Source organism: Sphingomonas sp. NBWT7, assembly GCF_014217605.1.
Lineage (GTDB): Bacteria > Pseudomonadota > Alphaproteobacteria > Sphingomonadales > Sphingomonadaceae > Sphingomonas.
In genome coordinates this window covers 252347-273382 of the sequence record NZ_CP043639.1, presented here as the reverse complement: position 1 = coordinate 273382, position 21036 = coordinate 252347, and the positions used below count along the sequence as shown (strand labels likewise).

Genomic DNA, 21036 nt, shown 5'->3' with positions numbered 1-21036 from the left:
CATCCGGTTGGACAGACGGCCGGCGCATGCGTCCGGTCGACGGAACAGCGCGATCGCCGGCCGTGTTCAGCCGCGGCCGATCAGGCGGCGGGCGATGCGATCCGCCACGTCCGACGCGGGATCGCCGCTGGCATCGCTCTCGTCCCACACCTCAACCAGACGATCGGGGATGCGCGCGATGCGTGCCTTCACTTCGGCCTCGTCGCCCTGACCGAGATATTCGAGCCCGACGTTGATGATGCCGCCGGCGTTGATCACGTAATCGGGGGCGTAGAGGATGCCACGCTCGTGCACGCGGCGCCCGTCGCCCTGCGTCGCGAGCTGATTGTTCGCGCCGCCCGCGACGACCTTCGCCTTCAGCGCGGCGATCGATGCCTCGGTCAGCACCGCGCCGAGCGCGTTGGGGCTGACCAGATCGACGTTCGCGGCAAGGATCTCGCCCGTCGAGACGGTGGTGGCGCCGAGCTCGCCGGCGAGCTTCTCGGCACGCGCGGTATCGACATCGGCGAGCGTCAGCGTTGCGCCGTCGGCGGCGAGCAAACGGGCGAGGCCACCGCCGACCGAGCCGACGCCCTGGATCGCGACGCGCACGCCCTTCATGTCGCTCGCACCCAGCCCGCGCGCTGCGGCCGCCTTGACGCCGAGATAGACGCCGAGCGCGGTATAGGGACCGGGGTCGCCACCCGCCGCGCCACTCGCGACGGGCAGGCCGGAGACGTAACGCGTCTCCTGCGCGATCACCTTCATCCGCGCCTCGGACATGCCGACGTCCTCGGCGGTAACGTAGCGGCCGCCGAGCGATTCGACGACGCGGCCGAACGCGCGCAGTTGATCCTCGCTGATCGTCGCGCCGGGCCGGTCGGCGAGCACGACACCCTTGCCGCCGCCGAGCGCGAGCCCCGCCATCGCGTTCTTGAAGCTCATGCCGCGCGACAGGCGCAGCGCGTCGGTCAACGCGCTGGTGTGATCGGCATAGTTCCAGAAGCGCACGCCGCCCGCCGCGGGGCCGAGCGCGGTCGAGTGGACCGCGATGACCGCCTGCAGGCCGGACGCCGGATCGGTGAAGAGATGGACGCCCTCATGGTCGTCGAAATCGGGGAAGCCCCACGCCGTCATGCTATATTTCCGGGGGTTAGGATGGGGCGACCGACGGGACTTGAACCCGCGACCCTCGGTACCACAAACCGATGCTCTAACCAACTGAGCTACGGTCGCCACAAGAGTGGGCGCCCCTACGGAACGGGGCGGCGAGCGTCAAGGCCACAGCATCGCTTTCGCCGCACGCCTTGCCACAGGTCAGCGGATCAGAAGCGTCCCTCGATCGTCAGCCGCATGCCAGCCTGCGTCTGGACGAAGCCTGCCGCCTGCAAACGCACGACGGCGGCGGGATCGCCGGGCTGCAGCGTGAGATCCGCGGTGTAGCGGCCATCAGGCCACAAGCGGATCGTGCTGCCCTCGTTGCCCGCCGCGCTGGCGAGCGGCAGCAAAAGCGCGCCGGCATCGCAGCGCGCCGACCCCGCGAGTGCCGACGGCACCGCCGTGCCGCCGAGATCGCCCGCCATCGTCGCGCGGATCCGGCCCGACGCTTCCTCACACGTGTCGCCGCGGAAGCGCGCCACGACGTCGTCGAGATCGAGCGTCGTCACGGGCAGCGGCCGGAACGCCATGCCGACCGGCAGCGAAGCGGTGACGTGATCGAGCCCGAAGCTCGAGCGCGAGACGATGATCGCCCCCGACAGGCGCGGCGCCGGCGTGGACGCCGTACCTTCGAGCGCGATCCGCGCCTCGCCGAGAAGCAGGCGCAGGGGCGAGACGCCGGCCGAGAGATCGCCGAGTGCGATGTCGCCGAAGCGCGCCTCGCGCAGCGTTCCGGACCAGATGCTGCCGCTCACTGCGCGCGCGGTCAGTCCCTGTTCACCGAGCCCGAACCAACCGAGGGCGAGGCGCATGGGCAGCAGCGCGAGGAGCGCGATGGCCAGCATTGCCGCGAACAGCGCGCGCGGCCCGGTCCGCAGGCGCAGCCGCCTCATGCCTCGCGCCCCTTAAGCGTCAGTGTCGCCGCGACCGTGCCGTCGCCGTTGCCGGTGATCGACGAGGCATCGACGAGCAGACCGTCCGCCTCGAGCGCGGCGATCCAGCCGAGCAGCGCGCCGGGCTTGGCGGTCGCGATCGCGATGCGGACGCGGTCGCCGTCGGGTTCGAGGCTCGACAGCGCGAACCCCGCCTCGTCGGCACGGGCGCGGACCGCGTCGGCGATCGCGCCCTCCGGCGTCCGGGGCCGGCCGCGCTGGATCGCCTTCACCATTGCCACCTGCCGCTGCACCTCGCCCAGCCGGACGACGGCGCGGGCGTGACGGTCACGCGCCGCGTCGAGCCCGTCGCGTACGGGCCGGACGATGCCGGCCCAGACGATCGTCACCGCGAGCAGGACGAGCATGACGAGGATCAGCCGCTTCTCGCGCAACGACCGGCCGGCATACCAAACGCGTAGATCGGTCATGGCACCGTCACCGTCAGATCGCCGCGCAGCCGCTGGCCGTTCGATTCGAAGGGGCTGGCGGTCACCGCAAAGCCGCTGCCGCGCAGCTGCGCGACGAGCTGGTTCGCCTGCGCCTCGCCCTCTGCCGCGATCGTGGCGCGCAGGTCGCCGTTGGGCTTGAACGCCAGCGCGACGATCTCCGTCCCAGCAGTGTCGCGCACCGCGGTCGCGATCGCTGCGGCGGTGGCGCTGAAGCCGAGGCCCGGGCCGCGCAGCCGCGACAGGCGCTCGGCGAGCAAGCGATCGGCATCGCCCGCCTGCGTGCCGCGCGGCAGGCCCTCGCGAGCGAGCGCATCGGCGCGCATTTCGGCGCTGTCGGCCGCGATCGCGTATTTGGCGATCCGCACGAGATCGATCGCGAGTGTCGCGAGCAGCGCCAGCGCGCCGAGCACGACGAGGCGCCGGACGAGCGCCCAATCGATCGCGCGCCGCCGCCGTCGCGCGAACGGCCCCTGGCGCAGGTTGAGCACCGGGCGGTCGAGCGCAGTGGCGATCGCGGCGTCGACGGCGTCGCGACCAAGCGTCTCCGGCTGATTCGCGCCGGTGATCAGCTCGGTCAGCCGCGCCTCGTCGGCGAAGCCGCTGGTTGTGCCGCGCACTACCGATTGGCCACCCACGTCGGCGCGGACGAACCTTGCCTGCGGGCGCGGCAGCAGCAGCGGCGCAGGGATCATCACGTCAGCGTCGATGCCGAGCGCGGCGAGCATCGCGAGCCAGCGCTGCATCGCATCGTTGGCGACGACACCGATCGGCCGCTCGTCGCCCCCCTCCCCGCTCGCCTCCTCGCCGACCGCGACGTGCAGCGCGTCGATCGGTCCGGCGCTCGCGTCCGATACGACGATCCGCGCCGCTGCGCTCGCTTGCGCTATCGATCGCGCCGGCAGGCTTGCCCAGTGCAACGTCACCGCGTCCGCCGGCGTCACCGCAACGATCGCCGTTGTCGGCTCGACCGGCAGCCCCTCACCGCGATCAGCGACTGCGCCGTCGGCGACTCGCACCCAGCGCCACGGATCGTCCGCGCCTGGCGGAATGAAGAGCAAGGTGGCGGTCATGTTGGCTCGCCCCATTGCCGCGAGACGAGCCGCGCGGGAAGCGTAGTCGCGTCGATCAGCGCCTGTTCCTGCAGCTCGCTGGCGCCCGCCGTCACGTCGACGCGCAGCGCGAACCACTTTGTCGTGACGCCGGTCTGCTGCGTCGCCGCGGGATCGACGGTGATCCCCGATGCCGCGAACACCTTCCAGAAATCCTGCACGTCGCCGTAGCCGCCCGGCGGCCGGCGCAGCAGCGCACCCGCGGCGGCCTGGATGCCGAGCGTATCGGGCGCGAGCATCGCGATCAGCGGTGCCTGCTCGGGCGTCAGGGTGTTGACGTTGATCGGCGTGCGTGCGGCACGCGGCAGTGCGCAGATGAATGGTCGGAGCCGCGCATAGGCCGCAGGCGAGACGCCGGCGACCGCGCGCAACTCGCTTGGATCGGCCATCAGCGTGCCGGCGGTGCGGTACGGCGTCGCGAGCGCGGCATAGGCGCTGTCCTCCGCGCCCGCAGCGAGCGGCTGATCGTCGCTGTCGATCCAGTCCGCCGCCGCCGCTGCGATCGCGTCGCCGCCCGGCACGGCGAGCAGCCGGGCGAGCCGGGCGAACTGCGCGATCGTTGTCGGATCGGCTACATATCGCCCATCAAGATCGGTCACCAAACTGTTAACGTTGAAGCAGTTCCCCCCGTCGACGATGCGCGCGGTCGCGACGCCGCCGGGCGTCGGGATGGTGTACGGGCGATTGCTCCATCCGCCGTCGAGCGTGACGCGCTCCGTGTTGCGGCGGAGGACATCGGTGATCCGCCCGGTCGCGAGCGCCTCCGCGGCGAAGGCGAGACCGCGCGCCTGGTCGAGCCCGACGGCGTTCGCGGCGAGCCGCGTCGACAGGCGCAACCGCTCGAGCGCGGTCGCCGCGAGCACCGCGACGATCGCGACGAGCAGCATCACGGTGAGGAGCGCGGCGCCGCGCTCGCCAGCGGGCCTATCGCGCATTGGCGGACACCGACGGGGGTTGCGCACCGTCGGCGGCTTGCGCGCCCGATGGGGCGGGCGGACGCGGCGGGCCACCACTTCCAACAAGAAACAGCTGACGGAAGGTGACGCCGTCGTCGCGCGTCAGCGACATCTCAAGCGCCTGCGGCAGCGCGGCGCCTCCCGAGCCGTCCCACCGGTCGCTCCACGCCCCGCTGATGCGATAGCGCAGCCGCAAACCGCGAACGCGGTCCAGCGCGACCGAGGGCGGCAGCGCGGCGGCGCCGTCGATCATCGGCCAGGCGATCCGCTCGAGCGCGCCTTCGGCAAGGCGGTAACTAACCTTTTGCAGCGTCGAGCGCGGCAGCGCATCGAGGTTGCTCCAGCCGCCGCGGACGAACGTCACGTTCGTGCCGTCGCCGACGAAGGCGGGCAGCAGCGTGCCGCGCTCGTCGCGTGCAGGGCGATCGATCGCCTGCGCGAGGTCGGCGGCGAGCAACGAGGATTGCCGGGCGAGCGCGCCGACATCGTCGAGCCGCGACGTCGTCACGCCCTGCGCGCGCACGCTGAACGCGAGCAGCGCGACGCCGGCAGATGCGATCAGGCCGAAGATCATCAGTGCGACCATCACCTCGACGAGCGTGAAGCCGCGTTCGGTGTGCGGCGCGCTCACGAGACGATCACCTCGGGCTGTGGCGGTCGGATCATCGTCAACCGCCCAAGAGCGCGGCCGCCCGCGTCGCTCACCGCCACGTCGATGCGCAGGATGCGTTGATCGCCCGTCGGCGCGACGAGCCGCGTCCACCGCCACGCCCGCCCGCCGTTCTGCTCGACGCCGCCGGCGCGGCCGAGCGCGGGTGGGCGCGGCGCCGTCACCGCATCGATCGCAACGTTACGCGCCACCATCTGCGCGGCGATCGTATCGCCGAGCAGCGCGGTCGAGCGGATCGTCGCACCCTCAAGCCGCAGCAGCGCGAGCGCCGCGAGGCTGAACACAGCGAGCGCGACCATGATCTCGACGAGGGTGAAACCGCGGGTGCCAGCGGCGTGCCGGTCAGCCATCGACGCGCGCATCCCCGTCCGCCGCGATCGTTACCGCCACGCGCGTTCGGTCGCGGCGCAGCGGCACGACGATCGGGCGATCCGCCATGCCGGTGGTATCAAAGGTGATGCGCACGCGCTCGGGGAGCAGCGCCTGCGTCCCCTCGCCCCATTGCGCGACGCGGAATGGCTTGTCGGGTAGCGCAACCCACTGTCCGCCGCGCCGCTCGTCGAAGCCATAGCCGCCCGGCGTCACCCACACGCTGACCGGGCGTCCGCCGACGATCGCTGCGTCGCGCGCGGCGCGAACGCGAGTGGCGAAGCGTGCGCCTTCATCGACGAGGCGGCCGCGCGGACCGGGCATCGCCAGCACCGCCGCGGCGGATGCAAGCCCGATCACCGTGATAACCACCATCAGTTCGACGAGCGTGAAACCCGCCTGCCGCCGGCGCGCGGAGGCGGCGTTGTCATGCCTGCCGGCACGATCGTGCCCGCACGTAGCGCGCTGCATCCATCGGGGAGGCAAGCACCCCATCGTGGCTTACTGCCAGGAGCCGATATCGGCGTCGATGCCCTCGCCGCCTTCCTTGCCGTCGGCGCCGTTGGTCCAGATGTCGGCCGCGCCGTGCTTGCCGGGCGAAGTGTAGAGATAGGCATTGCCCCACGGATCTTCAGGCAGGCGCTTGATATAGCCGCCGGCTTGGTACGACGCTGGGTTGGGCAGGCCGGCGGGCGGCGTCGTCAGTGCCGCGAGGCCCTGCGCCGTGGTCGGGTAATTGTTCTGCTGCAGCCGGTACATTTCCAGCGCTTGCTCAATCGTGGCGATATCCGCCTTCGCCTTCTGGACGCGCGCGGTATCGCCCGAGGGCAGCACGTTGAGCGCGACGATCGTCGCCAGCAGCCCGATGATCACGATCACAACCATCAGCTCAACGAGGGTGAAGCCGTTCCTGCGTCGCTTGTTCTTCAATTGGTTACGCATGATGTCTCTCATTGCCCGGCAAGCGTGTTGAGCTGCAGGATGGGAAGGAGGATCGACAGGACGATCGTCGCGACGATCCCGCCCATCAGCACGATGATCGCCGGCTCTAGCAGCGACATGGCGGTAGCGGTGAAGCGATCGAACTCGCGCTCAAGATAATCCGCCGCGCGCTCGAGCATCTCGTCGAGCCGCCCCGCCGCCTCGCCCGACGCAGCGAGGTAAGTGAGCAGCGGGGGGAAGACGCCGGTGCGGCGCATCGCCGCCGACAGGCTGCCGCCACCGCGGATCGCGGTGGTAATCTCGTCGGAGGCGAGCTTTAGGCGGCGGTTGTGGATCGTTCCCGCGGTCAGCGACAAGCCTTCCAGCAGCGGCAGACGGCTCGCCACCATCGTCGCGAGCGTGCGCGCCATGCGCGCGGCGTGGAGATCGCGCAGCAGTCGCCCGAGCAGCGGCACGCGCAGCAGCCAACTGTCGAAGGCCAGGCGGATCGGCGGTTGGCGCAGTGCGACGACGAAGCAGGCGATCGCTGCACCGAGCACGAGCAGCATCAGCCACCACCAGCCGACGAGGATGTCGGAAACGCCGATGACGATGCGCGTCAGCAGCGGCAGGGCTTGGCCGACGGTATCGAACTGCTCGACCACCTGCGGTACGACGAAGATCATCAGCGCCGCAACGACGCCCAGCGCGACGACAGCGAGGATCGTTGGATAGGCGAGCGCCGTCAACAGCTTGCCACGGATTTCTGCCTGCCGTTCGAGCAGCATCGAGAGTCGTTCGAGGATCGCAGGCAGCGTGCCCGAGCTCTCGCCTGCGGCAACCATCGCGCGAAACAGCGGCGGGAAGCTCTTTGGCTCGCGCGCCATCGCGTCCGCCAGACGTCGCCCCTCTACCACCCCGGCGTGAACGGTCTGGACGACGGCGCGCACCTTCTCCTGCTCGGTCTGGCGCGTGATCGTGCGCAGCGATTCCTCGAGCGGCGACACGCGCGACAACGTCGCGAGTTGGCGGGTGAACAGGGTCAGCTGTTTCGCGGAAATGCGCGCACGGCCTAGCTGCAGCCCGAACAGCGGCCGCCCGCGCGCCGCGGGCGCGCTGCCGGGCTCGATGCGGACGACGTACAGCCGGCGGCGGTCGAGCAGCGCCCGCGCCGCGGCCATATCGCTCGCGGCAACATGGCCGCGCGCCTCCTGCCCGCGCGTATCGATCGCGAGATAGTCGAAGTCAGCCACCAACCGGTTCCGCATCGGCATCGCGGCGCGAGACGCGCACCGCCTCGCCCGCCGTCGTCGCGCCGTCCTCGACCATCCGCCGCGCGGCGAGCGCGAGCGTGTCGCCTCGTGCGAAGGCGTGCGCGGCAATCGCGGTCTCATCGGCGCCGTCGCTGATCAGCCGCCGGACGGTCTCGTCGATGCGCACCGCCTCGAACAAGCCGACGCGGCCCTTGAACCCCGTCTGGTTGCACTCGGCGCATGCGCCCGGCTCGTACACAATCGCGTCGCGGGCGATGCCGAGCAGCGGCGCGGCGGTCTCGCCCGCCGGCACCGCGCGGCGACAGGCTGGGCACAGCCGGCGCACGAGGCGCTGCGCGATCACCGCACGCAGCGTCGAGGCGAGCAGGAACGGCTCGACCTTCATGTCGCGCATGCGCGTGATCGCGCCGACCGCATCGTTGGTGTGGACGGTGGATAGGACGAGGTGGCCGGTCAGCGACGCTTGCACGGCGATCTCCGCCGTCTCGCGGTCACGGATCTCGCCGACCATCACCACATCCGGATCCTGCCGCAGGATCGCGCGCAGGCCAGCGGCGAAGGTCAATCCGACCTTGGCGTTGACCTGCGTCTGGCCGACGCCTTCGACGGCATATTCGACCGGATCCTCGACCGTCAGGATGTTGCGGCTGCCGTCGTTGAGCAGGCGAAGCGCGGCATAGAGCGTCGTCGTCTTGCCGCTGCCGGTCGGGCCGGTGACGAGAACGATGCCGTTGGGCTCGTTCACCGCGCCTTCGAGCATCGCGTACATCGGCGGCGACATGCCCAGCGCGTACAGATCGATCCCCGCATTCTCCTTGTCGAGGATGCGGAGCACGACGCGCTCGCCCGCGCGGCTCGGCAGCGTCGAGACGCGCACGTCGAGCAGCTTGCCGCCCAGCGTCAGCCCCATGCGTCCGTCCTGGGGCACGCGCCGCTCGGCGATGTCGAGCCGCGCCATCACCTTGATGCGGCTGACCACAACGGGCGCCACGTGCGGCGGCATGCGCAGCGTCTCCCGCAGCACGCCGTCGATCCTCATACGCACGACGAGCCCCGTCTCGTAAGGCTCTATATGGATGTCGGAAACGCCGTTGCGCGCGGCATCGGCGATGACGCCGTTGATGAGCCGGATCGCTGGCGCATCGTCGGCGGTATCGAGCAGGTCCTCGGCCGTCGGGATGCCGTCCGCGAGCAAGTCGAGCTCGTCGCCCATGCCCACGGCAGCGAGCGCGGTCGCCTGCCCGTCCATCGCGTAATTGTCGCCGAGCAGCCGATCGAACGCTGCCGGTTCGAGCACGGTGATGTCGAACGGGCGACCGAGCACACGGCGCACCTCGATCAGCGCGCGCGGATCGGCACCCTCGCGCAGCGCCACCGCCTCGCCATTGAGCGTCACGCCGAACTTGCGCGCGAAGGCGTAGGGCAAAGCGACGATCGGCGCCGCCTCGGTCGCCAGCAGGAGTGCCGGCCCAACGGGCTCGGCACGCGCGTCGACCGCGGCGATTTCGACGCGCTCATGCTCGTCGCGTGCGCCGAGCAGATCGGGCTGCGGATCGTCGAGGTCGCGCCCGGTCTTGATCATTTGTCGCGGCGCTTGATGGTGACGGTAGAGTTGCGCTGGACGGGCACGTTGACGCGGGGGTCCTCGATATTGCCGGGGATCGGCGCCGACGGAATCGGGGCGGCGGCACCCATGTAATCACGCACCAGTTCGTCGATCGACGGCTCGCGGGTCGGTTCCTGTTGGCCCTGCTGAAGGCGCAGATAACCGTAGCGCTGTTCGGTGACGCGTCGGTTGTCCTCGGCGGAACGCAGGATCGTCGGGCGGATGAAGACCATGAGGTTGGTCTTGGTGCGTTGCCGCGCCTTCGAACGGAAGAGATTGCCGATCACCGGAATGTCGCCGAGCAGCGGCAGCTTTTCGAGCGTGCGGCGTTCGTCGTCCGAGAGAAGGCCGCCGATGATCGCGATCTGACCATCATCGACGGTCAGCGTCGTCTCGACCTCGCGCTTGTTGAGGATGAGGTCGGAATTGTCGTTCGATACCGGGCCTGCAATCGAACTGACCTGCTGATGCAGGAAGAGCTTGATCGAGCCGGACGAATTCACCTGCGGACGCACCTCTAGCTGGATGCCGACATTCTCGCGCTGGACCGTGCGAAAGGCGTTGTCAAAATTCTGGCTGAGCGCCTGGCCGGTGGTGATCGGGATCTCCTGGCCGACGAGAATGCGCGCTTCCTGATTGTCGAGCGTGATTAGGCTCGGCGCCTGGAGCAGGTTCGACGTCGTGTCGCTCTTCACCGCGTTGATGATTGTGCCAAAAATCGTGTCGCCGATCGTCCCGCCGAAGCCGCCGAAACCGCCGCTCGCGCCCAGGATCGAATTGATCGCCTGTTGCGCGAGCGCGTCGCTGGCGGTGTTACCGGTATTGGTGGTCGTGCGCGTGCCGTCCGCAGCGACCACCGTCGTCGTCGTGCCGCCGATCTCTCGCGCGCCGATCGCGCCGGCGATCGTCAGCAGGTTAGGCGCCGAGTTCGAGAAGCTCGTCGCGCCGAACGCCCCGCCTGACAGGCTGCCGAGCAGGAACTGGAAGCCGAGCCGGCTCGCCGTCTGATCCGAAACTTCGGCGACGATCGCCTCGACCAGCACCTGCTCGCGCCGCGTATCGAGCTGGCGCACCACTTCGGATAGCTGGCGCTGGATATCGGCGGGCGCGGCGATGACGATCGCATTGGCGCCGACGAAACGCGTGACGACCGCCGGCGCGCGGCCGCCCTGCGCCTGCACCGCCGCCTGCCCGCTCGCGCCGCCGCCGGGCGCGCTCTGGCTCTGCGCCTGTCCGGCGGTGTTGACCGTCGGCTGCCCGCCACCGGTGCCGTTGCTGCTGGCGCCGAAGTTCGACTGGCTGAGCTGGTTCTGCGGAATCGAATCGGGCGTCTGGCCGACGAGCTGCTGGAGCACGGGAAGCAGCTGAGCCGCATCGGCATGTTCGAGGAAGACGACGCGGATCTCGGTGCCGCTCTTGGCCTTCTGATCAAGATCGAGCGCGACCTGCGCGAGCCGTGCGACGGTCGACGGATCGCCGCGCAGCGCGACCGAATTGGCGCCCTCGACCGCGACGACGCTTGTCGCCTGCCCCTGCCCCTGCGCGGGTGTGCCGACGAGGCCCTGCAGCGCGGTGGCGATGTCGCGCGCGCCGGCGTTGCGCAGCGCGACGACGCGGGTCGATGCATTGTCGGTGTCAATCCGGCGCAGCACCTCGCGCACGCGGCGCACGTTGTCGGCAAAATCGGCGATGACGATCGAGCTGCCCGCACGGTTGGCGCTGACCGACCCCTGCGCCGAGACGAGCGGCCGCACGGTATCGACCGCCGATTGTGCGTCGATCGCGCGCAGGCGGATGATCTCGGTCACGAATTGATTGCGCGCAGCGCCCGCGGCGCCGACGCGGCCGGGCTGCGCGGCGGCGTTCTCGATCGGTTGGACGCGCAGCGCGCCGTTGGCGGTCGGCACGGTGACGAGCCCGTTGGCGCGCAGCGTGGAGAGGAAGACCTCGAAATATTCGGAGCGGCTGAGCGGGCGATCGGTGACGACCGTCACCTTGCCCTGCACGCGCCCGTCGATGATGAAGGTGCGCCCCGTCACCTTGGCGGCATCGGCGATGAAGGCGCGGATATCGGCGTCGCGCACGTTGAGCGTCGTCTGCGCCCCTGCCTGCGTGATCAGCGCCGCCGCCAGAGCCGGCGCGAGCAGCCAGCGCTTCATCGACCGGCGACCTGAACGCTGAGCGACACCGGCTGGCCGCCGCGGTCGACCGTCAGCGCGAGGCTGCCGCCGCCGGCGAATTGCGCGGCGATGCGATCGATATCCCCCGCCCCAGACACCGGACGACCGGCGAGCTGCGTCACGACATCGCCGTCGCGCAGGCCCGCGGCGCGAAACGCGGCGCCGCTGCCCTGCGACCGGACGACGAGCCCGCTGATCCGCCCGCCCTCGATTCGTGGCACGAAGCCGACGTCGCTCTGGAACTGATCGACGGTTATCCCGCCGCCAGGTGCCGCCGGCGTCGCCGCCAACGTCGCGTCCCCGCTTGCGGGAGCGCCGATCGCGGCATTGCCGCCCGACTGGTCGAGGAACAGATCCTCGCGTGCGCCGCCGCGCTCGATCGTGACGTGGTCGAACGCCACCGCCCTCAGCACCACGCCAGGAATGATCTCTTCTCCAATCGCCACGCTTTTCTGCACCCCGTCGGGCCCGGCGAGGATCGCCGAGCCGCGCCCCATCGCCTCGTCGATCCGCGTGCCGAACAGCTTGAGCTGCAACGACGTTACGACGGCGGGGCCCGCCTGGACGCCGCCGATGCGATAAAAGGGGTCGAAGCCGCGCAGCACGTCGCCGGGCGCCGCCGGCACGGTAAGGCCGGCCGGGCGCCACTCGCCGAGCGGCGACACCGGCGTCACCACCGTCCACACCAGCCGTGCGGTCTGCACCGCGAGGACGCCGAGCAGCGCCAACTCCGCGAGCGAGTAAACGTTGACGACGGGGACCCGCCGCAGGATCGCCCGCGCACGGGCGTCGAAACTCAAACGCATCAGCCTGCCCAAACCCCGCCGCTGCGGCTATGGCCGCGATGTTACAGCCGCATTGCAGCGCTGTGTAATATTTCGCGGGCTGGCGGGCCAGCGCCGCAATTGGCTAAATGACTGTCATGGATCATGACGACCTGGCCGCCGCCGCATCGGGCCTGGACGGCGCTGCCACTGCGGCACGGCTGGCGCGGCTGCCCGGCGTGCAGCGCGTGCCTAGCGCCAAGCTGACGCTGTTCCTGAAGCGTGGCTTCCTCGACGGGGCGACGTGCGCCGGGCTGATCGCGCTGATCGACGCCAACCGCCGCCCCTCGACGATCTCCGACGCGAACGGCGACGCGGCGTTCCGGACGAGCGAGACGTGCGATCTCGACGAGGCCGAACCTCTCGTACAGCGCGTCGAGGCGGCGATCGGCGCGGCGACCGGGATCGCGCCGACCTACGGCGAGCCGCTGCAGGGGCAGCGCTACGCCGTGGGGCAGGAGTTCAAGGCGCATACCGACTATTTCGAGCCCAACGGCATCGACTATCATCGTTACTGCGACGTCGCGGGCAACCGCACCTGGACGGTAATGATCTACCTCAACGAACCCGACGCCGGCGGCGCGACGCGGTTCAAGGCGGTCGACAAGACGATCCAGCCGGAGACGGGCAAGCTCGTCGCATGGAACAACCGGCGCCCCGACCGCTCGCTCAACCCCGCGACGATACACCACGGCATGAAAGTGCGCGCCGGGACCAAATACGTCATCACCAAATGGTTTCGCGAGCGCCCGCGGGGGGTGACACTACGCGCGAAGGGGCCACGGGCGTCCGATGCGCCCGCGGCCCCTTCACTGTCAGCCGGCTCCGATCAGAAGGTGATGCTGGCGCCGAGCGTGTAGAGCCGCCCCTGTTCGAAGCGGTTGATGAACACCTGCCGCCCATCGTCGAACGTCTGGCGCTCCTGATATTTGGTGCCGGTGAGGTTGCGCGCCTCGCCCTTCAGCTCGACGCGCGTGCCGAGGAAGTCGACCGTCTGGCGCGCGACGAAGTCGACGCGGATGCCGGGCTTCTCGATGATGTCGGGCTGGAAGCCGACGCCGGTGAGCAGCGACGGGCCGCGGTTCGTCACGCGCTCGCTGGCGTAGTTGAACAGCAGCGTCGCCTGCGTCGCATTTTCCTTGTCCTCGTAGCCGAGCTGGACGTTGACGAGGTGATCCGACTGGCCAGTGAGCGGCGCGCCGTCGCGGAACTGGAGGTTGGCGGGGGCAAAGCCCGCGGGGCAGCCGCCGAGCGTCACGCCGAGAACGCTCGGCACGCAGCTCGCATTCGCGGTGATCTGCGACTGGGTGTAGGTATAGTTGCCGACGAAGACGAGGCGCTTGCCGGCCATCTCGTCGGAGATGAAGTCGAGCGGCAGGTATTTCTGCACCTCGATCTCGCCGCCGTACAGCGTCGCCTTGGGCAGATACGTGAAGCCCGTCTGCAGCCGCGCGTCGGGCGTCGGGTAGAAGCCGACCTGCTCGATCGGGCGATCGATCCGCTTGTAGAAGCCCGCCGCGGTAAGCCGTTGGTCACGGTCGAAGAACCACTCGTAGCGCGCCTCAAGATTGTAGAGCTCCGAATCGCGCAAATTGGGGTTGCCGAAGAACAGGCGATCCGATTCGAAATCGCGGAACGCCTGTGGCGCGAGCTCGCGGAATTGCGGGCGTGCGATCGTCTTGGCGGCGGCAAGGCGCAGCTGCATGTCGGGCGCGAAGTTCCACGTCAGCGTTGCCGCCGGTAGCCAATAGTCGTTGTTGAGCCGCGTCGACAACGCACCGATCGGCGTCACCGACTGTTTCGCGGTCTCGTAGCGGACGCCGAAGATCGCGCGGATCCCGTCGATCGCTTCGGCTTCCGCCTGGACGTAGCCGGCGTGGATCTTGAGGCTCGCGTCATAAGCGAACGAGCCGTTAAGGCCGGAGTCGAAGCGCAGCTGCACCGCATTGTCCGCCGGCGTGCCGGTGGTCGCGACCGGGCAGCCGCTGAGTACGTCGGGCGAGAGCAGGTAATCGGGGCGGAACAGGTTGCACGGGAAGGGGATCGCCCCGCCCGTCGCGGTCTGGAAGGTGAACGGCAGGCGGATCGAGCTACGCTCGTTCTGCGAATAGTAATAGCCGCCCGACAGCGTGAACGGCCGTTCGGTCGACAATTTGTAGGTGACGTCGGCCTGGCCCGAGTAAAGGTCCTCCTTCAGTTCGCTGAACACCACCGTCGCGAAGCGATCGAAGGCGTTGGTCGCCTGCCACACGCCGGGGCATGCGACGCCCTCGCCCGCCACCGGATCGTTGACGCGGACGTTGAGATTGGTGTTGCAGGTGTAGATGAACTGCCGCTCGTACGGCGAATTGCGCTTCGAATTGGCATAGGCGCCGCGCACGTCGATCGACAGGTCGTCGATCGGCTTGAACTCGCCGACCAGCTGGCTCTCGATCAGCTGGCGTTCGAACCAGTTGGTGTTCTGCTGGAAGATCGGGTTGCCCGACGAATTGTTGTACACCGTGGCGGCCGAGGCGCGGCCCTGCTTCAGCGTGTCGTGGATGTAGACGTTGGTCCAGCGGATGCGGTTCTCGTCGAATTCGTAGCCGAAGCCGAGCAGGCCGTTCACCACCGCGCGATTGTCGGTGATGACGGTCGAGAAATCATTGCGCAGCGATCCGTCGGCGCTGACGGTATCCTGCTGCGTCGTTGCGCGCGTGCGCCACGTGTTGGCGACGCTGCCCGTCGCGATCATGCCGATCCGGCCGGCGCCGAGCTCGCCGACGAGGCCGATGTTAATGTCGCCCGACCAGTTGGCGGGGATATCGGTGTTGCGCTGAAGCAAGGTGGTGCGCGCGTTGGAGAGCTGCGCAACCTGCGCCGCCGGGATCACGCCGGTGCCGTTGGGCGCCGCGCGGATAAAATCGGGCACGTCGCGCTCGCCCGAATCATAGCCGAGCCAGTCGGTCTTCGATCCGTAATAGGTGTAGCCGAGCTTCGCCGTCGTCTGCGTATCAAGCGCGCCCGACGCACCGATCGTGACGAAATTTTCGTCCGGCAGCGCCTTGGTAGTGAGGTTGATGACGCCGCCGCCGAACTCACCGGGGTAGTTCACCGAATAGGTCTTCTGCACCAGCGCCGAGCCGACGATCGACGTCGGGAAGATGTCGAGCGGCACGGTGCGGCGCAGCGGCTCGGGGCTCGGCAGCGGCGAACCGTTGAGCAGCGCCGACGAGTAGCGATCGCCGAGCCCGCGCACGAAGACATAGCCGTTGCCGACCACCGACAGGCCGGTGACTCGGGTCAGCGCGCCCGCGATGTCGCCCTCGCCGGTACGCGCGATATCCGCCGCGGAGAGGACGTTGATGACCTGCGCGGTCGAGCGCACGGTGTTGGGGATGTTGCGACCGACGACGACGATGTCGTCGCCCGATCCGGTGTCGACGCCGGGCGCGGAGACCTCCGCCGCCTGCTGCTCGCCAGCCGCCTGGCCGTCCGCCGCGGGGGTGGCTTGCGGGTTCGACGGGTCGACGCCGGTCGCCATCGTGCTGGTCGACGGCGGACCGGCGGGCGCGCTGGAGGACGGCGCGCCGGTCGAGGGCGCGACCTGCGCCAGCGCGGCGGGCGCGACCATGCCAGTGGTCACGAGGAGAAGGGCTGCGTAGGCGGAGCGCTGGCGCATGATCGGGCCTTTTCGGTCGATAGTAGAGAGCGGGCCCCGCGGCGGCATGAAGCGCCAGCGGAGCCCGCGATCGTCAGATCAGCAGCGGCTCAGCGGCCGTTGCACTGGAAGTAGACCGAGTTGAAGGTCGGCGGGCCGACGTCCTGCAGATCGGCATTCGCCGGACGGATCGTCGAGCGATCGGTGCCCGTGCTCGAGCCCGCGACGATGTTGATGCAGGTCTGGCCGGTGGCAGTCTTCACCACGCCGTTGACGAAGGCAAAGTCCGCGCCGCCGCGCAGGCGGATCGCCGCCGGGGCCGACGGCGCCGTCTGGACGAAGGTGAAGTTGGCGTAGCGGCCGTAGGTGCGCGGCAGCAGGTCCTCGGCGCCGTTCGAATCGATCTCGGTCGCGAACGAGTCGGCGGTCGCACCGCCCGCCTTCTGCGCGGCGATGATGAACTGCATGAACCCGCGCCAGCCGTTGTCGACGTCGAACCCGTCGTCGTCGGCGCCCGTGACCGCGAAATACTTGAGGTTGGTCGCGCCGCCGAAGATCTCGATGCCGTCGTCAGCCGAATTGTGGCTCTGGACGTGATCGATCGTCGTGCCGCTGCCCGTGCCGCCGAGCGTCAGGCCCTGCAGCTCGTTACCCTCGCTGATCGCGATGCCGGTGTAGCGGATCTGGACGTACTGCAGCGTGCCCGAGTTGCTCGCCGCGTTCGGCCCGCCGTAGAAGCGGCCGGTGATGCCCTCGATCGGCGCCTGGCACGACGTGCTCGACCCCGCCGCATTGTTCGGACCGGTGCCCGCCGCGCAGACCGCCGTCGGCGCCTGGCCGAGGATCACGAGCCCGCCCCACTGGCCCTGCGTCGAATCCGAGACGCCGTTGCTGGCAAGGTTCTGCTGCGAGGTGAAGATGATCGGCGCGGCGGCAGTGCCAACCGCGTTGATGCGGCTGCCGCGGTTGACCAGGATGAGGTCGTTCGACGCCTCGCTCGAATCCGCCGCGAGCACCACACCCGCCGCGATCGTCAGCACGACGCCCGAATCGGCGCCCTGCGTGCCGACGTCGGTGCCGACTTCGGTCTGCCCGCGGAAGCGATAGAAGACGCCGGGGATCTTGGGCAGCGTCAGGCTCGACGTGATCGTGGTCGGCAGGCGGCAGGCCTTGAACCCACCGACGGTCACGCTGTCGTCGATCGTCCCCGCCGGGCAGGCGGTGCCCGCCGCGAGCGTGCCGACGTTGGGCACCGCGGTGCAGGCCGCCGTCGTTCCGCCGAAGTTCGCAGACGAGGAATTGCAGGTCCAATCCTGGAACGACGTGTCGTTCGGGCCGCTCAGCGCGCCGACGAAGCCGGTCGAGGTGAAGAAGCTGCCGAGCGTCGCAGGATTGCCGGGAGTCGCAAGCGGGGTGGTGCTCGTCGGATAGACGCCGTTGAGGCCGCCTGCGCCGTTGACGTTGTTGTTGCTGCCCGCGTTGACGATTGCGAGCTGCTCGTCCGACGTGACGGTGACGTTTGACTGAGTGGTCGGCAGCGCGAACTGCGCGGCAGTGAGCGGCGATGGCGTGGGCGTGCCGGTGGGCGTCGGCGTCGGCGCGGGCGGCGTGACGATCACGTCGATGTTGCCGGCGCCGGGCGATGCAACGCCGTCGGCCCCGCCGCAGGCGGCGAGCAGAAGGCAGGCGGTGCCCGCAAGAAACTGATTGCGGCGGCTGATGCTCAGCATGTCTCACTCCCGGTTGTCACGTGGCCCGTCCCCCGGGCCGCGAGCGAGTCGAGCCGTCTGCCCGTTCGCCCTTCGACAGCGCCGCTAGGGCGCGCGCGTGACATCTGCGTGGAAGTTCGGCGTCATGGCGGTGACGGATATGTTGCGGAGCCGTGACAATGCCCTGCCGTTAGACGAAACCGGCGCATCGGCGACAAAACCAAAAAGCCCCGCCGGTCCGCGGGACCGACGGGGCTCAAAATGGTGGGCGCGACAGGGATTGAACCTGTGACCCCACCCGTGTGAAGGGTGTGCTCTACCGCTGAGCTACGCGCCCGGCGATCACCAGGGATCGAAACCGGAAGCGGGCCTTTAGGCGGCGTCGGCCGGCCTGTCCAGCCCGCGAAACCCTGATCAGTTCAGCGAATCCTTGAGAACCTTGCCGGCCTTGAACTTGGGCTGGCTCGACGCCTTGATGCTCATCGGCTCGCCGGTGCGCGGGTTGCGCCCGGTCGACGCCTTGCGCTTGGAAACCGCGAAGGTGCCAAAACCCACCAGGCGCACCTCCTCGCCCTTCTTGAGCTGCGCGCCGATCGTATCGAACACCGCCTCGACGGCGCGGCTGGCGTCGCCCTTGGCAAGTCCGGACACGGTCGCGACCGCAGCAATCAACTCCTGCTTGTTCATGCACGGACCCCCGTCTGATGTGCGAAATCATGTAGATATGGATTCGGCCGCGCAGGGCCGATCGAACCAGTAAGGCGCGTGGTTTCGGCGCTGTCAAACGAAACCACGGCGGTTGCGATGAACCGCCGTGGTTACGATTTTACTACGAATTGGGACGCAATGCTCAGTGGTGGAGCTCGCCCCCCGCAGGCGTGATCGGCGCCGGCGGCAGCGCCGCGAGCTCGTCCGCGTCGGTCCAGTCGATCGCCTCGAGCGGATCGGTAAGCGCGAGCCGCAGCACCTCGTCGACGTGCGTCACGGGGATGATCTTCAGGCCATCCTTGATGTTCTGCGGGATGTCGGCGAGGTCCTTCTCGTTCTCCTGCGGGATCAGCACGGTGGTGATGCCGCCGCGAAGCGCGGCGAGCAGCTTCTCCTTCAGCCCGCCGATCGGCAGCACGCGGCCGCGCAGCGTTACTTCGCCCGTCATCGCGATCTCGCGGCGCACCGGCACGCCGGTCAGCGTCGAGACGATGCAGGTGACGAGGCCGATGCCCGCCGACGGGCCGTCCTTGGGCACCGCGCCCTCGGGCAAGTGGACGTGCACGTCCTTGCGATGGAACAGGCTTGGCTTGATCCCGTAGGACGGCGCGCGCGCCTTGATGAAGCTCATCGCCGTCTCCGCCGATTCCTTCATCACGTCGCCCAGCTTGCCGGTGAGCTTGATCGCACCCTTGCCGGGCACCGTCACGCTCTCGATCGTCAGCAGCTCGCCGCCCACCTCAGTCCAGGCAAGGCCGGTGACGGCGCCGATCTGATTCTCCTCCTCGGACAGGCCGTGGCGGAACTTCTGCACGCCGGCGAACTCGTGGAGGTTGTCCGGCGTGATCGTGACGCTGGTCACCTTGCCCTCGAGGATCTGGCGCAGCGCCTTGCGCGCGAGCTTGGCGATCTCGCGCTCGAGCGTACGGACCCCGGCCTCGCGGGTATAGCGTTGGATCAGCGCGCGCAGGCCTTCCGGCGTCAGCGTGAACTCGCCGTCCTTCAGCCCGTGCGCCTCGATTTGCTTGGCGATCAGGTGCCGTTCGGCGATCTCGACCTTCTCGTCCTCGGTGTAACCCTCGAGCCGGATGATCTCCATGCGGTCGAGCAGCGGCTGCGGCAGATTCAGCGTGTTCGCGGTGCACACGAACATCACGTCCGAAAGATCGACGTCGATCTCGAGGTAATGGTCGTTGAACTTGCTGTTCTGCTCCGGATCGAGAACCTCGAGCAGCGCGCTAGCCGGATCGCCGCGGAAATCCTGGCCGAGCTTGTCGATCTCGTCGAGCAGGAACAGCGGGTTCGCAGCGCCGGCCTTCTTGAGGTTGGTCACGATCTTGCCCGGCAGCGAACCGATATAGGTGCGGCGGTGACCGCGAATCTCGGCCTCGTCGCGCACGCCGCCCAGCGACTGGCGGATGAACTCGCGCCCGGTCGCCTTGGCGATCGACTTGCCGAGCGAGGTCTTGCCGACGCCCGGCGGGCCGACGAGGCACAGGATCGGCCCCTTCAGCTTGTTGGTGCGCGCCTGGACCGCGAGATATTCGACGATCCGGTCCTTCACCTTCTCGAGCGCGTAATGATCCTCGTCGAGGATTGCCTGCGCCGCGGCAATGTCCTTCTTCAGCTTCGACTTCTTGCCCCACGGCAGGCCGAGCAGCACGTCGAGATAGTTGCGCACGACGGTTGCCTCGGCGCTCATCGGCGCCATCGTCTTGAGCTTCTTTAGCTCGGCGGTCGCCTTGGTGCGCGCTTCCTTAGAAAGCTTGAGCGTCGCGATCTTCTGCGTCAGCTCGGCGACCTCGTCCTGGTCGCCGTCCTCACCCTCGTTACCGAGTTCGCGCTGGATCGCCTTCAACTGCTCGTTGAGATAATATTCGCGCTGCGTCTTCTCCATCTGGCGCTTGACGCGGCTCTTGATCTTCTTTTCGACCTGCAGGACGCCGAGCTCGCCCTCCATGAAGGCGAACACCATCTCCAGCCGGCGCGACGGATCGCCCTCGACCAGTAGCGCCTGCTTGTCGGCGACCTTGATCGAGATGTTGCCCGCGACGGCATCGGCGAGCCGCGAGGCATCGTCGATCTCGCCGAGCTGCGAGGCGGTCTCGGCCGGCAGCTTGCGGTTGAGCTTGGCGTAATTCTCGAACTGGTCGACCACCGAACGCATCAGCGCGGAGACTTCGGTGCCCTCTGCCTCGATCTCCTCGATCGGGGTCACATCGGTCGTTACGTAGTTGCCTGCATCGAGCAGCGTGCCGAGCCGGCCGCGCTGCTTACCCTCGACCAGGACGCGTACCGTGCCGTCGGGCAGCTTGAGCAGCTGGAGCACCGTCGCGGTAACGCCAATGTCGTAGAGATCGTCGGCCTTGGGATCGTCCTCGGCCGGATCGAGCTGCGCGACGAGGAAAATTTCCTTGTCCGCCGCCATCGCGGCTTCGAGCGCGGCGACCGACTTGTCGCGGCCGACGAACAGCGGGACGATCATGTGCGGGAAGACGACGATATCGCGCAGGGGAAGTACGGGGAAGGTCTGGGTCATGAACACTCCG

Annotated in this window: 18 protein-coding genes and 2 tRNA genes; 1 reads left to right on the top strand and 19 read right to left on the bottom strand. The window is 68.9% G+C overall.

Translation table 11 applies throughout. The features are described from left to right. Window positions 1-66: 66 nt before the first annotated feature. From F1C10_RS01290 to F1C10_RS01225, 14 genes are all read right to left on the bottom strand, one after another. Window positions 67-1116 carry a Glu/Leu/Phe/Val dehydrogenase gene (locus F1C10_RS01290; protein ID WP_185208122.1) on the bottom strand — a complete coding sequence of 350 codons (1050 nt, stop codon included), beginning with the start codon at window positions 1114-1116 and terminating at the stop codon, window positions 67-69. A gap of 22 nt (window positions 1117-1138) precedes the next feature. After that, window positions 1139-1215: transfer RNA gene (locus tag F1C10_RS01285), tRNA-His, on the bottom strand. Window positions 1216-1304: 89 nt separating this feature from the next. Beyond that, entirely contained in the window at window positions 1305-2030 is a 726-nt protein-coding gene (gspN, locus tag F1C10_RS01280; RefSeq protein WP_185208120.1) for a type II secretion system protein N, read from the bottom strand. After that, a complete protein-coding gene (gene gspM, locus F1C10_RS01275; RefSeq protein WP_185208112.1) occupies window positions 2027-2500 on the bottom strand; it encodes a type II secretion system protein GspM in 474 nt (157 codons plus the stop codon). The genes gspN and gspM overlap by 4 nt, the downstream gene beginning before the upstream one ends. After that, entirely contained in the window at window positions 2497-3591 is a 1095-nt protein-coding gene (gene gspL / locus F1C10_RS01270) for a type II secretion system protein GspL (protein WP_185208111.1), read from the bottom strand. Before gspL ends, gspM begins: the two co-directional genes overlap by 4 nt. Further along, window positions 3588-4565 carry a type II secretion system minor pseudopilin GspK gene (gene gspK, locus F1C10_RS01265; protein WP_185208109.1) on the bottom strand — a complete coding sequence of 326 codons (978 nt, stop codon included), beginning with the start codon at window positions 4563-4565 and terminating at the stop codon, window positions 3588-3590. The genes gspL and gspK overlap by 4 nt, the downstream gene beginning before the upstream one ends. Beyond that, the gene (gspJ, locus tag F1C10_RS01260; protein WP_258043008.1) at window positions 4555-5217 is read right to left on the bottom strand and encodes a type II secretion system minor pseudopilin GspJ; all 663 of its coding nucleotides are present in this window, start codon (window positions 5215-5217) and stop codon (window positions 4555-4557) included. The genes gspK and gspJ overlap by 11 nt, the downstream gene beginning before the upstream one ends. After that, window positions 5214-5606 carry a type II secretion system minor pseudopilin GspI gene (gspI, locus tag F1C10_RS01255; RefSeq protein WP_185208107.1) on the bottom strand — a complete coding sequence of 131 codons (393 nt, stop codon included), beginning with the start codon at window positions 5604-5606 and terminating at the stop codon, window positions 5214-5216. Before gspI ends, gspJ begins: the two co-directional genes overlap by 4 nt. After that, entirely contained in the window at window positions 5599-6096 is a 498-nt protein-coding gene (locus tag F1C10_RS01250) for a GspH/FimT family pseudopilin (RefSeq protein ID WP_185208105.1), read from the bottom strand. Before F1C10_RS01250 ends, gspI begins: the two co-directional genes overlap by 8 nt. 30 nt (window positions 6097-6126) lie before the next feature. Then, window positions 6127-6567, bottom strand: coding sequence for a type II secretion system major pseudopilin GspG (gspG, locus tag F1C10_RS01245; RefSeq protein ID WP_185208103.1), 441 nt, complete (start codon window positions 6565-6567; stop codon window positions 6127-6129). 8 nt (window positions 6568-6575) lie between these two features. Further along, on the bottom strand, window positions 6576-7799 hold the full coding sequence (gene gspF / locus F1C10_RS01240) for a type II secretion system inner membrane protein GspF (RefSeq protein WP_185208101.1): 1224 nt from the start codon (window positions 7797-7799) through the stop codon (window positions 6576-6578). Continuing rightward, window positions 7792-9402, bottom strand: a complete 1611-nt coding sequence (locus F1C10_RS01235; protein WP_185208099.1) for a GspE/PulE family protein — start codon at window positions 9400-9402, stop codon at window positions 7792-7794. The genes gspF and F1C10_RS01235 overlap by 8 nt, the downstream gene beginning before the upstream one ends. Further along, the gene (gspD, locus tag F1C10_RS01230; RefSeq protein ID WP_185208091.1) at window positions 9399-11585 is read right to left on the bottom strand and encodes a type II secretion system secretin GspD; all 2187 of its coding nucleotides are present in this window, start codon (window positions 11583-11585) and stop codon (window positions 9399-9401) included. The genes F1C10_RS01235 and gspD overlap by 4 nt, the downstream gene beginning before the upstream one ends. Next, window positions 11582-12412: a type II secretion system protein N gene (locus F1C10_RS01225; RefSeq protein WP_185208090.1), complete on the bottom strand. Its 831-nt coding sequence runs from the start codon at window positions 12410-12412 to the stop codon at window positions 11582-11584. The genes gspD and F1C10_RS01225 overlap by 4 nt, the downstream gene beginning before the upstream one ends. A 116-nt stretch (window positions 12413-12528) precedes the next feature. Here F1C10_RS01225 and F1C10_RS01220 point away from each other — a divergent pair, with 116 nt between their 5' ends. Further along, window positions 12529-13290 (top strand): 2OG-Fe(II) oxygenase, encoded by a 762-nt coding sequence (locus F1C10_RS01220; RefSeq protein ID WP_258043007.1) that lies wholly within the window; start codon window positions 12529-12531, stop codon window positions 13288-13290. On the opposite strand, the gene F1C10_RS01215 is transcribed toward F1C10_RS01220, so the two are convergent. From F1C10_RS01215 to lon, 5 genes are all read right to left on the bottom strand, one after another. Next, complete coding sequence (locus F1C10_RS01215; protein ID WP_185208086.1) at window positions 13260-16091, bottom strand: TonB-dependent receptor domain-containing protein; 2832 nt, start codon at window positions 16089-16091, stop codon at window positions 13260-13262. The genes F1C10_RS01220 and F1C10_RS01215 overlap by 31 nt on opposite strands. An 89-nt stretch (window positions 16092-16180) precedes the next feature. Further along, window positions 16181-17800: a hypothetical protein gene (locus F1C10_RS01210; RefSeq protein ID WP_185208084.1), complete on the bottom strand. Its 1620-nt coding sequence runs from the start codon at window positions 17798-17800 to the stop codon at window positions 16181-16183. Between the two features lie 241 nt (window positions 17801-18041). After that, window positions 18042-18116, bottom strand: a tRNA-Val gene (locus F1C10_RS01205). 77 nt (window positions 18117-18193) lie between these two features. Further along, entirely contained in the window at window positions 18194-18466 is a 273-nt protein-coding gene (locus tag F1C10_RS01200) for an HU family DNA-binding protein (protein ID WP_085808457.1), read from the bottom strand. 163 nt (window positions 18467-18629) lie between these two features. Further along, window positions 18630-21026, bottom strand: coding sequence for an endopeptidase La (lon, locus tag F1C10_RS01195; RefSeq protein ID WP_185208082.1), 2397 nt, complete (start codon window positions 21024-21026; stop codon window positions 18630-18632). Between the last annotated feature and the right edge of the window lie 10 nt (window positions 21027-21036).

Bases quoted from the DNA above. Each gene is read 5' to 3' on its own strand.
- F1C10_RS01290 (WP_185208122.1), bottom strand. From the start codon at position 1,116: ATGACGGCGTGGGGCTTCCCCGATTTCGACGACCATGAGGGCGTCCAT.
- gspN (WP_185208120.1), bottom strand. From the start codon at position 2,030: ATGAGGCGGCTGCGCCTGCGGACCGGGCCGCGCGCGCTGTTCGCGGCA.
- gspM (WP_185208112.1), bottom strand. From the start codon at position 2,500: ATGACCGATCTACGCGTTTGGTATGCCGGCCGGTCGTTGCGCGAGAAG.
- gspL (WP_185208111.1), bottom strand. From the start codon at position 3,591: ATGACCGCCACCTTGCTCTTCATTCCGCCAGGCGCGGACGATCCGTGG.
- gspK (WP_185208109.1), bottom strand. From the start codon at position 4,565: ATGCGCGATAGGCCCGCTGGCGAGCGCGGCGCCGCGCTCCTCACCGTG.
- gspI (WP_185208107.1), bottom strand. From the start codon at position 5,606: ATGGCTGACCGGCACGCCGCTGGCACCCGCGGTTTCACCCTCGTCGAG.
- F1C10_RS01250 (WP_185208105.1), bottom strand. From the start codon at position 6,096: ATGCAGCGCGCTACGTGCGGGCACGATCGTGCCGGCAGGCATGACAAC.
- gspG (WP_185208103.1), bottom strand. From the start codon at position 6,567: ATGCGTAACCAATTGAAGAACAAGCGACGCAGGAACGGCTTCACCCTC.
- F1C10_RS01235 (WP_185208099.1), bottom strand. From the start codon at position 9,402: ATGATCAAGACCGGGCGCGACCTCGACGATCCGCAGCCCGATCTGCTC.
- gspD (WP_185208091.1), bottom strand. From the start codon at position 11,585: ATGAAGCGCTGGCTGCTCGCGCCGGCTCTGGCGGCGGCGCTGATCACG.
- F1C10_RS01225 (WP_185208090.1), bottom strand. From the start codon at position 12,412: ATGCGTTTGAGTTTCGACGCCCGTGCGCGGGCGATCCTGCGGCGGGTC.
- F1C10_RS01220 (WP_258043007.1), top strand. From the start codon at position 12,529: ATGGATCATGACGACCTGGCCGCCGCCGCATCGGGCCTGGACGGCGCT.
- F1C10_RS01215 (WP_185208086.1), bottom strand. From the start codon at position 16,091: ATGCGCCAGCGCTCCGCCTACGCAGCCCTTCTCCTCGTGACCACTGGC.
- F1C10_RS01210 (WP_185208084.1), bottom strand. From the start codon at position 17,800: ATGCTGAGCATCAGCCGCCGCAATCAGTTTCTTGCGGGCACCGCCTGC.
- F1C10_RS01200 (WP_085808457.1), bottom strand. From the start codon at position 18,466: ATGAACAAGCAGGAGTTGATTGCTGCGGTCGCGACCGTGTCCGGACTT.
- lon (WP_185208082.1), bottom strand. From the start codon at position 21,026: ATGACCCAGACCTTCCCCGTACTTCCCCTGCGCGATATCGTCGTCTTC.